The sequence below is a fragment of the Sulfurovum sp. genome (genome assembly GCA_020525365.1).
Lineage (GTDB): Bacteria > Campylobacterota > Campylobacteria > Campylobacterales > Sulfurovaceae > Sulfurovum.
Genome location: JAIZOF010000001.1, coordinates 1430997 through 1448046 on the forward strand (window position 1 = coordinate 1430997; position 17050 = coordinate 1448046).

Consider the following 17050-nt stretch of genomic DNA (forward strand, 5'->3'; position numbering starts at 1 on the left):
CCACCAGCATTATCATTGAATGCAATCTGGCGACCATTTGCATCACCACCAGCATTATCATTGAATGCAATCTGGCGACCATTTGCATCTAAAAGAGTTCCGTATGTATCTGTTAAGCCTGTTGTCTCTACAGCCAATATTCCTCTGCTGGGAATGTGGATTTTAAACCAATCTTCATCTCCAGCTGTTTCAATACTTCCTGATGTTGTGCTGTTTGGATTGATGGGTGTTGCTGTACTTCTAGTGTTGGCATGATCATCAGGCAAAAAATGAGACACAAGCATATAAGAACCAGTTCTCGTAGCACTACTGTGTTTCACTTTCACATAATAGGTTCCAGCCGCTGTGATGAGCTTTGAGATTTTAAAGTTCTGACCTAAACCGCCAGCATTATCATTGAATGCAATCTGGCGACCATTTGCATCTAAAAGAGTTCCGTATGTATCTGTTACACCTGTTGTCTCTACAACCAATGTTCCTCTACTGGGGATGTGGATTTTAAAGAAATCTTTATCATTAGCTACTTCGATGTTCCCCTGTGTTGTGCTGTTTGGATTGATGGGTGTTGCTGTACTTATAGTATCGGGACGATTATTCGGTGTAAAATGAGACACAAACGCATAAGAACCAATTCCTGTAGAACTATGGTGTTTCACTCTTACATAATATACTCCAGCCACTGTAATGAACTTTGAGATTTTAAAGTTACGATCTGAACCACTATTGTCATCCAATGCAAGTTGAATACCGCTTCTATCTAAAAGGTACCCATATGTATCTGTTGAGCCAGTTGTCTCTATAACCAGTGCTCCTCCCCTATTAGGGATTTCGATTTTAAAGTAATCTACATCCCCAGCAAAGTCAATGTGCCCCTGTTTTGTATTGTTGAGACCTATGGGTGTTGCTGTATAGGCATCATATCCATAATCACTAGGTATAAAATGAGACACAAGTGCATAACTGCCAGTTCTCGTAGTACTATGGTGTTTTACTTTCACATAATAGGTTCCAGCCGCTGTGATGAACTTTGAGATTTTAAAGTTACGGTCCGAACTACTCATATTATCATTGGATGCAAGCTGGACACCACTTGCATTGTAAAGGTATCCTTTTGTATCTGTGGTGCCAGTTGTCTCTACAGCCAGTGCTCCGGCACGAGGGATTACAATTTTAAACCAATCTTCATCTCTAAATACTTCAAGATTTCCTGATGTTGTGCCATCTGGCTCCATAGGTGTTGCTGAATCCATAAGATTACTATGGTCATCAAAACGTATAATAAGCCTATAACGACCTGTTGATGAAACACTACTGTGTTTCACTTTCACATAATAGGTTCCAGCCGCTGTGATGGACTTTGAGATTTTAAAGTTCTGACCTGAACCACCATTGTCATCCAATGCAATCTGGGTACCGCTTGCATCGTAAAGAGATCCTTTTGTGTCTGTTAAGCCGACTGTCTTTGCAACCAGTGTTCCGGTACGAGGGATTACGATTTTAAACCAATCTGCGTCCCCAGCTCTATTAATGCGACCTTGTGTTGTACTGGCTAGACTGATCGTTCCTGCATCATCCCTGCTATTGGTATAATCATCGGCTATCAAATGAGACACAAGCGAATAATCGCCTGTTGATGAAGCAGTATGGTGTTTCACTTTCACATAGTAGGTTCCAGTTGTTACAAATTTTGAGATTTGAAAGTTATTATCTGAACTACTTATATTATCATTAAATGCAATTTCTCTGCCACCTGCATCGTAAAGGAATCCTTCTGTATCTGTGGTGCCTGTTGTCTCTACAACCAATATTCCTGTACCAGAGATTACGATTTTAAACCAATCTACGTCCCCAGCTTTATTAATACGTCCTGATGTTTGGTTGTTTAACTTTATGGGTGTTGCTGTATCCATAAGATTGCCATGATCATCAGATGGTACTACTTCATCTTTTTGTTTTTGAATACAACGGACTGAGTAGCCATATGCACGACCTTTTGTCTCTATCTTTCCCGTATTGTCTTGATCAAAAGAGAGAGTTCGTGCCATTTTATTTGAAAATTTGTCTGAAGCCATATAGTAACCAAAAGCATCCTCCAAAAAACCATTGCTTGCACTTTTAAAAACCTCTATACTGTTTTTAGTATTGTTGCGAAATCCTGCCAAAGGAAATTTCAATGTAACATCAAAGTCAGATTCATAAGATTCACGAATCAACTCCTCTGCAGTAGGTACCCTAAACCCTTTAGGGCATATGCCTGTACCGTCTGTTTTCCATAAAAATGCTTCTCTTTGGGCACCATTATCGTCCACACCATCGACTACCCAATCTGTCGTAGTGTTATTGACAGTAATAAACGCACTAAATGAAGGACGTATGGTTGTTGCTCGCCGATTTGTCTTATCTGGAAATGCAATCTGATGTCCATCTGCTGGTCTTCCCCACTGAAAGTAGTAACCATATGATGCCTCATCAGAAAGTGAGGTAGCTACCTGTGAGGCACCTATATTTCTGTCTAGCCATATTCGACCTGTTTTACTGGTTACACACCCGTACGTAAGACCTTTATACATGATTGCTTTAGTAGTACATGATATGGTCTTAGAAGTAAGCCTATTACCACTATTGGTACTACCGCATGCACCAAGGATTGCTATTACTATTGTGGCTACTGACCACTGTAAATATGATTTCATATCTTCTCACCTTTTAAGGTTTTGTTGCATTGCTCTATTTTTCAATGCAACCCAGAAAAGAAGCACTCCCACGCAGATGTAGCCCTTGTAGCACACCCTGGAAGCCTTTGAAATGTAGTAGTGGCAGAGTATTTTGCCTATAAATTGCTAGGCTCTACGAAAGCTCACTACCAGCATGAAGATGATTGCCATGCAAACACTCAAAATTACAACGCACTTACAACAGCACTTTGGTGAAAGTGCTGTATAAAAACTACTTATTGGTTTTGGGCTGGAGTTGCTAGTGGGTATAAACCGAGGAAAAGGATTATAGCTATCAGTTAGCTAGAGCATGCACTTGCATAGTATTTCTACCCAAGTAATAGAATTTTCCCACTACTTCCAGCTGCTTTGAGTGGAAAGCGCTCACTCTCACATGGTATTCCAGCCGTAGGGATCATTGTGATTGAAATGGTATTGGTTGCACGTACAGTCAATCTCCTCCCCCACTAGGGGTTTCAATTTTAAACAATCTACATCCCTGGTTATTGTTAACCAATCTCTATCACGGTTACTTCAAAGCGTCCCATGTTGTACTGTTTGGATTGATGGATATTGCTGTGCTTCTATAATCATCTTGCCCTAGGTGCAAACTGAGAAATAAGCGTATATAGCCATTACTTGCCAGCTACTTGATTAATATAATTTCTCATACATAATAGGTTCAGCGGTGACAAATTTTGAGATTTTAAAGGATTATTGTCTGTATCACTAACATCATCATTGAATACAAGTCGAGTACCATTTGTATCTAAAGCTCTCCGACTGTATCTCCTGAACCGGTTGTATGTTACCAGTCAACACCATATTTCACATGAGGGATTATGATTTTAAACCAATCATTATCTCCAGCTTTATCAATGCTTCCTGATGTTGTGCATTTGGGGTCTATAAGTGTTGCTGTTTTCTTTTAATTATTGCCATGGTCATCAGAACGTCTGCTTGTAGTGTAAAACGTAACAAACGAATAAGAACCGATTTTGGAAACAAAATAGTATTTTACTTTTTATATAATAGGTTCCAACGGTGACGATTTGTGAGATTCACAAAGTTCGGTCTATTTACCACTATTATCATCAGATACAGGTCTGGCACTACTTGGATTGTAAAGGGTTCAAACTGTATCTCCTGAACCAGTTGTACATATACAATTGATCTTCCTACACTTCCACGAGGGATTACGATTTTGAAGTAATCTATGTCCCCAAATGTTTCAATACTTCCTAATGTTGTTATTGCTGTTGAGGTCTATGGGTGTTTTGTATTTTTACTGCCACCATGATCATCAGAACTTGTGCTTGTGATGTTTCACCAAACTATAAACCTTGTGAAGCGAATAAGAGCCGGATTGACACAGAACGATGGTGTCTTACTTTTACATAATAGACTCCAGCCGTTATAAATTTTGAAATTCTAAAAGTTGTCTGTACCATGATTATTGCTTATCGTACACAAGTTGGGTGCCATGTGTGTATCATCGAGGAATCCTTCTGTATCCTGTTGAGCCAGTTTGTACTTACAGTTGTGTTTCTACCACGAGGGATTACAATTTTAAAACTAATCTTTCATCCCAGCCACTTCAATGCAGTCTTGTTGTACTATTGGGGTCTATGGATATTGCTGTGGTTTTACTATTGGTATGATCGGTATAAAACGAGGACACAAGTGTGCTTAATGGCCGTTGACATAGAGACAAGTAGTGTTTCCGCTGCATAATAGGTTCAAGCCGTTACACGAGGATTTTAAAGTGGAACCCAAACTACCGTGCTTCTCATTTCCTTTTGTCGTACCGCTTGCATTAAAAGGGTTCCAGCGCCATCTGTTGGGCAGTTGTATTGATAGCCAACCAATGTTGCAGCAGGGGATTTGGATTTTAAAATAATACTTTATCTCTAGGTATTTATTACTTCCCTGGTGTTGTACTGTTTAGACGTCGTTTGCTGCTGAATTCCTATTACCCATATCCATCAGTCTAAACAGTACAACACCAGGAAGTATTGAAATACCTAGAGATAAAGATTATTTTAAAATCCAAATCCCTGCTGCAGGAACATTGGTTATCAATACAACTGGCTCAACAGATACAGTTGGAACCCTTTTGGATGCAAGCGGTAATAAGATTGTGCGAAATGATAATGCTAACGGTAGTTTGGGTTCTAATTTTAAAATCTCAAAAGGTGTAACGGCTGGAACCTATTATGTGGAAGTGAAACACTATCGTTCTGTGTCAACGGGTCATTACACACTTGTGTCTCGTTTTATACTCGATCATACCAATAGTAAAACTACAGCAATATCCATAGACCTCAATAGTACAACACAAGATCGTATTGAAGTGGCTGGGGATGAAGATTGGTTTAAAATTGTAATCCCTCGTAGAGGAACATTAACTGTAAGTACAACCGGCTCAACAGATACAGAAGGATTCCTTTACGATACACATGGTACCCAACTTGTGTACGATAATAATCATGGTACAGACAATAACTTTAGAATTTCAAAATTTATAACGGCTGGAGTCTATTATGTAAAAGTAAGACACCATCGTTCTGTGTCAACTGGCTCTTATTCGCTTATTACAAGGTTTATAGCCGGTGAAACATCACAAGCACAAGTTCTTGATGATCATGGTGGCAGTAAAAATACAGCAACACCCATAGACCTCAACAGCACAACATTAGGAAGTATTGAAACATTTGGGGACATAGATTACTTCAAAATCGTAATCCCTCGTGGAAGTGTAGGAAGATTGACTGTATATACAACTGGTTCAGGAGATACAGTCGGAACCCTTTACAATCCAAGTAGTGCCAGACCTGTATCTGATGATAATAGTGGTACAGACCGGAACTTTAGAATCTCACAAATCGTCACCGCTGGAACCTATTATATAAAAGTGAAATACTATTTTGCTTCAAAAATCGGTTCTTATTCGCTTGTTACGCGTTTTACACTACAAGCAGACGTTTCTGATGACCATGGCAATACTAAAGAAACAGCAACACTTATAGACCCCAACAGTACAACATCAGGAAGCATTGATAAAGCTGGAGATAATGATTGGTTTAAAATCATAATCCCTAGCGAAGGAGGAGTGTTGACTGTACATACAACCGGTTCAGGAGATACAGTCGGAGAGCTTTTAGATACAAATGGTACTCGACTTGTATTCAATGATGATGTTAGTGATACAGGCAATAACTTTAAAATCTCAAAATTTGTCACCGCTGGAACCTATTATGTGAGAGTGAGAAATTATAATAATCAAGTAGCTGGCAATGGCTATACGCTTATTTCTCAGTTTGCACCTAGGCAAGATGACGATAGAAGCACAGCAATATCCATCAATCCAAACAGTACAACACGGGGACGCTTTGAAGTAACCGGGGATAGAGATTGGTTAACAATAACCAGGGATGTAGATTGGTTTAAAATTGAAATCCCTAGTGGGGGAGGAGCATTGACTGTACGTGCAACCAATACCATTTCAATCACACGATCCCTTACGGCTGGAACATACTATGTGAGAGTGAGTGCTTCATCAGCAGCTGGAAGTAGTGGGAAAATTTATTACTTGGGTAGAACATTTTATGTGCAAGTGCATGCTTCGCTAACTGATAGTTACACCTTTTTTTCTCGGTTTATACCCAATTAGCAACCTAGCCCAAACCAATAAGTAGTTTTATACAGCACTTTTCACTAAAGTGCTGTTGTAGGTGCGTTGTACTCTTTTGAGTGTTTGCATGGCAATCATCTTCATGCTGGTAGTGAGCTTTCATAGATCCTAAAGGGTTTATAGGCAAAATACTTGCCACTACATTAAAGGCTTGTAGGGTATAATAAGGGCTACATCTGCGTGGAGTGCTTTTTCGTTGTATTGAAAAAAATAGAGCAATGCAACAAAAAACCTTAAAAAGGTGAGAAGATATGAAATCATATTTACAGTGGTCAGTAGCCACAATAGTAATAGCAATCCTTGGTGCATGCGGTAGTACCAATAGTGGTAATAGGCTTACTTCTAAGACCATATCATGTACTACTAAAGCAATCATGTATAAAGGTCTTACGTACGGGTGTGTAACCAGTAAAACAGGTCGAATATGGCTAGACAGAAATATAGGTGCCTCACAGGTAGCTACCTCACTTTCTGATGAGGCATCATATGGTTACTACTTTCAGTGGGGAAGACCAGCAGATGGACATCAGATTGCATTTCCAGATAAGACAAATCGGCGAGCAACAACCATACGTCCTTCATTTAGTGCGTTTATTACTGTCAATAACACTACGACAGATTGGGTAGTCGATGGTGTGGACGATAATGGTGCCCAAAGAGAAGCATTTTTATGGAAAACAGACGGTACAGGCATATGCCCTAAAGGGTTTAGGGTACCTACTGCAGAGGAGTTGATTCGTGAATCTTATGAATCTGACTTTGATGTTACATTGAAATTTCCTTTGGCAGGATTTCGCAACAATACTAAAAACAGTATAGAGGTTTTTAAAAGTGCAAGCAATGGTTTTTTGGAGGATGCTTTTGGTTACTATATGGCTTCAGACAAATTTTCAAATAAAATGGCACGAACTCTCTCTTTTGATCAAGACAATACGGGAAAGATAGAGACAAAAGGTCGTGCATATGGCTACTCAGTCCGTTGTATTCAAAAACAAAAAGATGAAGTAGTACCATCTGATGATCATGGCAATCTTATGGATACAGCAACACCCATAAAGTTAAACAACCAAACATCAGGACGTATTAATAAAGCTGGGGACGTAGATTGGTTTAAAATCGTAATCTCTGGTACAGGAATATTGGTTGTAGAGACAACAGGCACCACAGATACAGAAGGATTCCTTTACGATGCAGGTGGCAGAGAAATTGCATTTAATGATAATATAAGTAGTTCAGATAATAACTTTCAAATCTCAAAATTTGTAACAACTGGAACCTACTATGTGAAAGTGAAACACCATACTGCTTCATCAACAGGCGATTATTCGCTTGTGTCTCATTTGATAGCCGATGATTATACCAATAGCAGGGATGATGCAGGAACGATCAGTCTAGCCAGTACAACACAAGGTCGCATTAATAGAGCTGGGGACGCAGATTGGTTTAAAATCGTAATCCCTCGTACCGGAACACTGGTTGCAAAGACAGTCGGCTTAACAGACACAAAAGGATCTCTTTACGATGCAAGCGGTACCCAGATTGCATTGGATGACAATGGTGGTTCAGGTCAGAACTTTAAAATCTCAAAGTCCATCACAGCGGCTGGAACCTATTATGTGAAAGTGAAACACAGTAGTGTTTCATCAACAGGTCGTTATAGGCTTATTATACGTTTTGATGACCATAGTAATCTTATGGATTCAGCAACACCTATGGAGCCAGATGGCACAACATCAGGAAATCTTGAAGTATTTAGAGATGAAGATTGGTTTAAAATTGTAATCCCTCGTGCCGGAGCACTGGCTGTAGAGACAACTGGCACCACAGATACAAAAGGATACCTTTACAATGCAAGTGGTGTCCAGCTTGCATCCAATGATAATATGAGTAGTTCGGACCGTAACTTTAAAATCTCAAAGTTCATCACAGCGGCTGGAACCTATTATGTGAAAGTAAAACACCATAGTACTACGAGAACTGGCAGTTATGCACTTGTGTCTCATTTTATACCTAGTGATTATGGATATGATGCCTATACAGCAACACCCATAGGTCTCAACAATACAAAACAGGGGCACATTGACTTTGCTGGGGATGTAGATTACTTTAAAATCGAAATCCCTAATAGGGGAGGAGCACTGGTTATAGAGACAACTGGCTCAACAGATACATATGGGTACCTTTTAGATAGAAGCGGTATTCAACTTGCATTGGATGACAATAGTGGTTCAGATCGTAACTTTAAAATCTCAAAGTTCATTACAGTGGCTGGAGTATATTATGTAAGAGTGAAACACCATAGTTCTACAGGAATTGGTTCTTATGCGTTTGTGTCTCATTTTACACCGAATAATCGTCCCGATACTATAAGTACAGCAACACCCATCAATCCAAACAGCACAACACAGGGGAACATCGAAGTAGCTAATGATAAAGATTTCTTTAAAATCCACATCCCCAGTAGAGGAACATTGGTTGTAGAGACAACAGGTGTAACAGATACATACGGAACTCTTTTAGATGCAAATGGTCGCCAGATTGCATTCAATGATAATGCTGGCGGTTTAGGTCAGAACTTTAAAATCTCAAAGCTCATCACAGCGGCTGGAACCTATTATGTGAAAGTGAAACACAGTAGTGCTACGAGAACTGGTTCTTATATGCTTGTGTCTCATTTTTTGCCTGATGATCATGCCAACACTAGAAGTACAGCAACACCCATCAATCCAAACAGCACAACATCAGGAAGTATTGAAACAGCTGGAGATGAAGATTGGTTTAAAATCCACATTCCCAGCAGAGGAATATTGGCTGTAGAGACAACAGGCTTAACAGATACATACGGAACTCTTTTAGATGCAAATGGTCGCCAGATTGCATTCAATGATAATGCTGGTGGNCCAAAAAGCGAGAAGGCAAGTGCAACAAACATTGCTGCAAATGCAGTCAGTGCCCATGGGTTCTGCATGGCTGTTTGGATGTCTGCTCCTGCAAGCCCTGCAACCACACCAACCACGGTATAGGTCAGCGCCATAGCAATCACATAGACAAGTGATGTGAAAAAAGCTTTAGCAACACTCGGCTTTTGGTCACCCGCTTGTGAAACAATAATGGAAGAGAGAATGGGGATCATGGGGAAAATACACGGTGTCAGTGCCAACAGCAACCCAAAAATGAAAAAGAGTATAATGATAAAAAGGGAGCTCTCGCTACCTAATACATTGGCAATATTTGCTGTATTGCCCTCTTGTGTCAAAGAGGAGATTTTATCAAACACACTTGGTACTCTGCCCTTAAAGGTAAACTGTTTTTGGAAAGGCTGATAGCAGATACCCTTATCTGAACAACCAACCACTTCAATCTCAAGTGTATAGTCTCCTTTGACTTTTGAGGTAATCTCTTTGACAGGAATCTTCACAACCATCTCTTTTTCGTAAACCTTGTCACCATCTATCTCGTGTGCTGGTGGCAACTTAGGGTGTAACGTCAATTTCTGAGGTGCCACAATGCGAAACTTTACATCCTCCTTGTAAATATGTATGGTATCTGCAAGTGTTACCTTGGTTTCAATGGTATCCTCTTTTTGTACTGCTACAATATGAAATGCCTCTTCAGGCTGGAGGAATACTGATTTTTTGGCAAGTATACTGGCAAAATCACCAAAGACAAATGTATTGAGGAGGAGCCCCCAAAAGAGTAACTTTTTGACCATAGACTGCATTTTCTCTCTCTTTATATTCTAAATTTATAGTATTGTATTGTACTATTTGTATGTAAACTTATTGTAATCTTATCAAAAATGGATTAACTATATATCATTGAGGACAAAATGGCAAACTATCTTAAGGACGAACACTCTCCCTATTTGCAACAACATGCTAACAATCCTGTTCACTGGTACCCTTGGGGGGAAGAGGCTTTTAGGAAAGCAACCAATGAGCACAAGCCAATTTTTCTAAGCATTGGCTACAGCTCTTGTCACTGGTGCCATGTTATGGAGCATGAATCATTTGAAGACCCTCAAACTGCTGAAATACTTAACAAACACTTTGTAAGCATTAAGGTTGACCGTGAAGAGAGACCAGACATTGACAAGCACTTTCAAGAGGTCTATCAACTGATGAATGGTAGACCTGGTGGCTGGCCCACCTCCATTTTTCTGACTGAAGATCTCAAACCCTTCTACTCAGCTACCTACATTCCACCAGAACCACGCTATGGTATGATGAGCTTCTCTACGTTGCTTGAAGTCATTGCAGATAAATACAAAAATGAGAAGGGTATACTCGTCGAAGAGGCAGAAAAGATACTCAAACACCTCAATCCTGATAAAGACAAGATTCAAGCAACCAAACTTGATGTTAGTATTATCAGCCGTACTATTGAGCATGCAGACACACTGTATGATCACCACTTTGGTGGTTTTAGCAAAGCACCCAAATTTCCACAAGCCTCTTTGCTTGATCTGTTGCTTGATATCCATGCCCTGAATGGCAATAAAGAGACACGTGGCATGGTAGAAAAACAGCTAGTCAATATGGCAAAAGGCGGTCTAAGAGATCTTGTTGAGGGTGGTTTCTGTCGCTATGCTACTGATAATGAGTGGCTTATACCGCATTTTGAGAAGATGACCTACGACAACGCACAACTTTCACAGGTATACCTCAAAGCCTACCATGTCACACAGGATGCCTTCTACAAAGATGTCGCGTTCGAGACCCTCGACTTCATGCTTGAAAAGATGCAGGAGAAACACCTCTTCTATTCAGCCAGTGATGCGGATACCGAAGGGGAGGAGGGTAAATATTTTGTCTATACCTACGAGAAGGCACGCAAATCCTTCCTCAAAGCCGGTATTCCCAAAAAAGAACTTGACCGGCTCTGCAAGGCGTTACATATTACCCCTGAAGGAAATTTTGAGGGCAAAAATATTGTACGTATTGATAACCCACAAAAAATGAATAAAATTCCTTACTACCAAGAAGCTATAACTGCATTAAAAAAACGCAGAGAAGAGAAACGAATCTATCCATTCATTGACAAAAAAATTATCACCTCATGGAACGCCATGATGGTCACATCGCTCTTCAAAGCCGCCCGGGTCGATGAAAAGTACCTCAAGCCGGCGAAGAAGTCACTGGAGAAACTGCTTGAGAGCATGTACATCCACTCGCAGCTCTTCCACTCGACCCTCATCGGCAAAGAACCGAAGATCCACGCCTTTTTGGAGGACTACGCCTACCTCTGCGAAGCGCTCATCGAAGCCTATGAGACGACGCTTGACGAGACCCACCTCATCATCGCACAGAAACTTGCCAATACCACCATAGAGAAGTTCTACAAGAACGGCATGTGGAAGTTCTCACGTGGGGAGTTTGAGACCGATGCAGAGATCTACGACAGCTCCTATCCCTCCTCTCTTGCGACGATGGTTGGCGTACTTCACTCCGTCTCTTCACTCATCGACACGGTCTACAAGAAGTTTGTCTTCAAAAGCCTCGAGATACACTCCTACGACGTGATGCGCCAGCCCGTCTCAACTCCCAAACTGAGCAAGATGGTCATCCGTTATCTGCTTGATGATATCATCATCAAAGCGACAGAGGAGAAACTGCAAAAGCATATGGGGCAGCAGGACAGGCTCCCCTACCCCTTCACCCTCTTCAGGACCGACACCAATGATGGTTACATGATCTGCAACTCCTCGGCATGTTTCGGACATGAGAAGGATATAGATGGGGTTCAAGAGGTGCTAGAAAAGAGAAAAATATCTTCTAACAATATGAAGTCAATACAGGAATAACCCAGAGGCTAAATATAGCTCAAATTTCTTATAATAAAAAGGAGGTTACCCTCTATTTCTTCCACCATTACGGCTTGAACGGCCATTTCTATTATGATGGTTTTTATTACTGCTGCCTCTTCGTCTAGAGTTATCTCCACGATATCTGCTACGACCACGTCCTCTCTCCCTATCATTACCACGATTTTGTATGGCACGCTCAATAAGCAGTTCAATCTCTTCAAGTCCTAAACCAATAATATCTTTACCCTTGACAGCATTTTCGCTCTGTATCATCGAAGAGAGTAGATGTGCAATGGTAACAATGTCAAGATCATGTTGTAAGGTTTTGACTAACTCAACTGCCTTATCAGTAATCTGTGTATTGGCTATTTTAGTAATGAGATCATCTTGTCGATTATTTTGTACTTCTATTCGAGTAGGAATAACTTGTGTAATGAGTTTGGTGCCTACATCTTTTTCAATACGTTTAATGGTACGCAATTCATTGGGACTAACAAGTGTAATTGCCTCACCACTTTTCCCACCACGTCCAGTACGACCAATGCGGTGCACATAACTCTCAGAATCAAAAGGAATATGGTAATTAAATACATGGGTGACATCATTAACATCAAGTCCTCTGGCTGCCACATCTGTTGCTACAAAGACATCAATACCGCCCTGCTTAAAAGAACGGATGGTTACCTCGCGCTGTTTTTGCTCCATATCACCGTGCAAGCCACTGACTTTTAGTCCTTGTGCGGTCAAGTGTGAAACAAGTCTGTCAACCTCTTTTTTCATACGGCAGAAGATAATACACTTGTCAGGATTCTTATAATCAATAAGTCTAACAAGTGCATCATCTCTTTCATGCTCTTGTACCACATAGTAATACTGTGCAATCTTAGAGTTAGTGCTTTCACTCTTGGTAATAGAAACTGTCTTTGGACTATCAAGAATCTCTTCTGCTAGTTTCCTGATTGCTTTTGGCATGGTTGCAGAGAACATCAATGTTTGGCGTTTTTGAGGCAGAAAAGTAAAAATATTCTTGATCTCATCAAGAAATCCCATATCGAGCATCTCATCAGCCTCATCAAGCACAACAAAGGTTGGACTGAGCTTGATTTTTCCACTCATTAGAAGGTCTTGAAGTCTGCCTGGTGTCGCAACCACAATAGAGGCCTGCTTGATACGCTCAATCTGCTTACCATAAGGTGTGCCACCATAGACCGTTGCTGTCTTAAGCCCAGAAAGTTTTCCAAAACGGTAGAGTTCGTCACTAACCTGCATAGCCAATTCACGGGTAGGAACAATAACCAGTCCTTCCACGGTACCATCTGCTTTCATCATATTCATAATAGGCAACCCAAAAGCTGCTGTCTTTCCCGTTCCTGTTTGAGCCTGTGCAATAATATCAGCACCTTTGAGGATGAGAGGAATTGCCTCTTTCTGTACAGGGCTTGGCTCTTTAAATCCAGCTTGAGCTACCGCATCAAAAATAGTGGGCTTAAAGTTAAAATCTGAAAATATCATAATCGTTATTCTTTATGTTAAAGTAGTCGGTATTATTCAATGCATAGCAACATCTCATTAGACAAATCTCATTAGACAAATCTAAGGTACGGCAATAAAAAAATAATCCTCTTTTATACAACCAATACCAAACTTCTGTATCACACGTTTATATTTCGTGGGAATAGAAAAGATGTTGCCTATCTCACAATAAGGGAGTTTAGTACGCTCTTGCAAAAAGTTTGGCATTATAGCAGGTTTTCGTAGAAAAAGATAGGTATGATTTGAATTGAGAGGCTTGGGTTTTAAGTATAATAATATCTTAGATACCAGCCATATAAAAAGCTATGGGTATGGGAGGTAAGTCGGTACAAAAAACTTTTACAAAGGAAGAAAAATGAAAAAAAGTCTTCTAGCTGATACCTAAGATATGGTTGTATTATAGTCTAATTAAGATAAAATTTATCTTAATTTAAATCTTATAATTTTATTTTGTGTATCTTATTAATAATACAGATCTATTTTGGAGTATATAAATATAAAATTGGTATTGAATTTATTATATTGAAGTGTCAAATAATATAAAAGTATCTTTTGAGTATTTCATGATATACTATATTAAAAAGGTGCTAAAATGGCATATGAGTTGAAACATAAACTGGTGATTGCAATCTCATCAAGAGCACTCTTTGATTTAGAAAATGAAAACCAGCTGTTTGAAAAGAAGGGACTAAAAGCGTATTATCGTTATCAGATTAATCATGAAAACAAACTACTCAAACGGGGTGCAGCATTTGATTTTGTTAAAAATATTCTGCGTATTAATAGCCATTTTGATGACAAACTTATTGAGGTAATTGTACTTTCACGCAACAATGCAGCTACTGGACTTCGTATACAAAACTCTATAGAGAAGTACAAACTCGATATTGAACGGACAGGCTGGACATCGGGTACACCTATTGGTAATTATCTCAAAGCTTTTAACGTTGACCTTTTTCTCTCTGCTCATGAGAAAGATGTACAAGAAGCTATCAATGCCGGTATTGCCGCAGCACGTATTATTCCTAAAAAATACAAGAAGAAAAAAAGAAAGGATGTACGTATTGCTTTTGATGGTGATGCGGTACTCTTCTCGGATGAATCAGAAAAAATCTATCAAAAGAATGGATTAGAAGCCTTTGTGGAGCATGAGCGAAAAAATGCCAACAAACCACTACCTAAGGGACCATTTGCCAAACTACTTAAGGTGATCTCGCATATTCAGAAAAGGTTTCCTATGGAGCAATCACCCATCAAGACCTCACTTATCACTGCACGAAATTTTTCTACTTTCAAACGTGTTATTCGTACTTTTGATGCATGGAGTGTCCATATCGATGAAGCCTTTTTTCTTGGAGGTATCGAGAAGCACAGAGTGATCAAATCTTTCAAAGCAGATATTTTCTTCGACGATCAAGACGTACACTTAGAAAAGACAAGCTACAAAACTCCTTCAGCAAAAGTTCCTTATAAACAATAATCTTATTTTTATAGATTTGACTTATCTGCATGGTGGTCAAATAGTTACAATTGAGTGCAATACAGTAACCTAAATACTTGCATGATACCAACAAGAAGCCTTGAGGAGTTATAATGTTTTTATGATATCTAGTCTAAAAATATTTACTGGCGACCTAAAGAGTGCTTTTAGTGATCTTATACCAATTATTATTGTCGTTACCCTCTTTCAAGGCGCTATTATCCGAACCGTGCCGGAGAACCTACCCTCCATCATCATCGGACTGACCATCGTGGCAGTAGGGCTGGCACTCTTCATACGAGGATTAGAATTGGGTATTTTCCCCATTGGTGAAGGGTTAGCAGTGGATTTTGCCCGCAAGGGATCTATTTTTTGGTTATTGCTTTTTGCTTTTACTGTAGGTTTCTCTACTACCATTGCAGAACCTGCACTCATTGCCATTGCTAAGAAGGCAGCACTTATTTCTCATGGTCTTATTGATGCATTTTGGCTACGTATCACTGTAGCACTTTCAGTGGGCTTTGCTATTGCACTAGGAGTGCTTCGTATTTTACTAGGTCACCCTATCAGCTACTATATTATTGGTGGATATGTTATTGTTGTAGCTGTTACCTTCTTTGCCCCAGTAGAGATTATTGGATTAGCATATGACAGCGGTGGTGTAACCACCTCGACAGTAACTGTGCCACTGGTGGCAGCACTAGGAATTGGACTCTCCTCATCCATTAAGGGGCGCAACCCTGTCATTGATGGGTTTGGACTCATCGCTTTTGCATCACTTACACCCATGATATTTGTACAGTTCTACGGTATTCTTGCCTACTCAACAGGAGAGAGTACACAGGCTGTACAGGCAGTCACCCAAACTGTACAACAGGCTACCCAACAAATCAATCACTTCCTCTGGAGTAATCTCTTCTTTGACCTTGTCGGCACTGTCAAGGACGTTGCCCCCATCATCGCGGTAATCTTCTTCTTTCAGTACATCATCATCAAAAAACCTGTCGCACACCTGCACCGTATCTCTGTGGGAATTGTCATGGTCATTTTAGGGCTCTACGCCTTCATTGTAGGGCTAGAGATGGGGCTTTTTCCTATTGGGGAGACTATCGCCTTTCAGCTGACAGAGATGAAAAATGATCTACTTATCTATCTCTTTGCCTTTCTTATTGGTTTTTCAACCACTATGGCAGAACCTGCCCTACTTGCCATCGCCATTAAGGCAGAAGAGATTAGTGAAGGAAATATTAAACAACATATCTTACGTATAGTTGTTGCACTCGGTGTAGCACTTGGAATCACACTTGGTGCCTACCGTATCGTTTCTGGTGACCCTATCCACTACTATATCATTGTCGGCTATATCTTTGTCATTCTATTTACCTGGCTAGCGCCTAAATATATTATCCCTATTGCCTATGACAGTGGTGGTGTAACCACCTCAACAGTAACTGTACCACTGGTAGCAGCATTAGGGCTAGGCCTAGCAGAAAACATTGAAGGGCGAAACCCACTCATTGATGGATTTGGACTTATTGCTTTTGCATCACTCTTTCCCATGCTAACGGTGATGGGTTACGGCATACGTGCAGAGTACTATCGTAAAAAGACACACCAACATAAGGAGGAGCATATATGAAATTTACTGCACTTGTCGCTGTCTTGGAAGACAAACATGAAGAGGACGCTATAGAGGTAGCAAAAAAGGCAGGAGCTGGTTCAGTCACCATACTGCATGGTAAAAATATTGGACTAAGAGAGAAGAAGGTCTTCTTCGGGCTAACCCTTGAAGAGAATGTCTCAGCACTACTCTTTGTACTGCC

Annotated in this window: 8 protein-coding genes and 1 pseudogene; 6 read left to right on the forward strand and 3 right to left on the reverse strand. The window is 40.1% G+C overall.

The window, feature by feature from the left end:
- On the reverse strand, positions 1–2693 hold a 2693-nt coding region (locus tag LGB01_07055), incomplete at its 3' end, for a pre-peptidase C-terminal domain-containing protein (protein ID MCB4753955.1).
- Between the two features lie 2041 nt (positions 2694–4734).
- Between LGB01_07055 and LGB01_07060 the strand changes: the two genes are divergently transcribed.
- Positions 4735–6387: a PPC domain-containing protein gene (locus LGB01_07060; GenBank protein ID MCB4753956.1), complete on the forward strand. Its 1653-nt coding sequence runs from the start codon at positions 4735–4737 to the stop codon at positions 6385–6387.
- Positions 6388–7442: 1055 nt separating this feature from the next.
- Positions 7443–9035, forward strand: a pseudogene (locus LGB01_07065) (PPC domain-containing protein).
- A 62-nt stretch (positions 9036–9097) separates the two neighbouring features.
- On the opposite strand, the gene LGB01_07070 reads toward LGB01_07065, so the two are convergent.
- On the reverse strand, positions 9098–10129 hold the full coding sequence (locus tag LGB01_07070) for a sulfite exporter TauE/SafE family protein (GenBank protein MCB4753957.1): 1032 nt from the start codon (positions 10127–10129) through the stop codon (positions 9098–9100).
- Between the two features lie 108 nt (positions 10130–10237).
- Between LGB01_07070 and LGB01_07075 the strand changes: the two genes are divergently transcribed.
- Entirely contained in the window at positions 10238–12211 is a 1974-nt protein-coding gene (locus LGB01_07075; GenBank protein ID MCB4753958.1) for a thioredoxin domain-containing protein, read from the forward strand.
- A 45-nt stretch (positions 12212–12256) separates the two neighbouring features.
- Here the strand turns inward: LGB01_07075 and LGB01_07080 are convergent, their stop codons facing one another.
- Entirely contained in the window at positions 12257–13726 is a 1470-nt protein-coding gene (locus tag LGB01_07080; GenBank protein MCB4753959.1) for a DEAD/DEAH box helicase, read from the reverse strand.
- A gap of 613 nt (positions 13727–14339) precedes the next feature.
- Between LGB01_07080 and LGB01_07085 the strand changes: the two genes are divergently transcribed.
- The 3 genes from LGB01_07085 to LGB01_07095 form a co-directional block, all read left to right on the forward strand.
- Positions 14340–15227, forward strand: coding sequence for a 5'-nucleotidase (locus LGB01_07085; GenBank protein ID MCB4753960.1), 888 nt, complete (start codon positions 14340–14342; stop codon positions 15225–15227).
- 121 nt (positions 15228–15348) lie between these two features.
- Positions 15349–16866, forward strand: a complete 1518-nt coding sequence (locus LGB01_07090; GenBank protein MCB4753961.1) for a DUF1538 domain-containing protein — start codon at positions 15349–15351, stop codon at positions 16864–16866.
- The coding region (locus LGB01_07095; protein ID MCB4753962.1) for a transcriptional regulator at positions 16863–17050 on the forward strand (188 nt) is incomplete at its 3' end. The genes LGB01_07090 and LGB01_07095, both read left to right, overlap by 4 nt.

What these genes read in the sequence shown, in the direction of transcription:
- LGB01_07085 (MCB4753960.1), top strand. Translation starts at nt 14,340, where the DNA reads ATGGCATATGAGTTGAAACATAAACTGGTGATTGCAATCTCATCAAGA.
- LGB01_07090 (MCB4753961.1), top strand. Translation starts at nt 15,349, where the DNA reads ATGATATCTAGTCTAAAAATATTTACTGGCGACCTAAAGAGTGCTTTT.
- LGB01_07075 (MCB4753958.1), top strand. Translation starts at nt 10,238, where the DNA reads ATGGCAAACTATCTTAAGGACGAACACTCTCCCTATTTGCAACAACAT.
- LGB01_07080 (MCB4753959.1), bottom strand. Translation starts at nt 13,726, where the DNA reads ATGATATTTTCAGATTTTAACTTTAAGCCCACTATTTTTGATGCGGTA.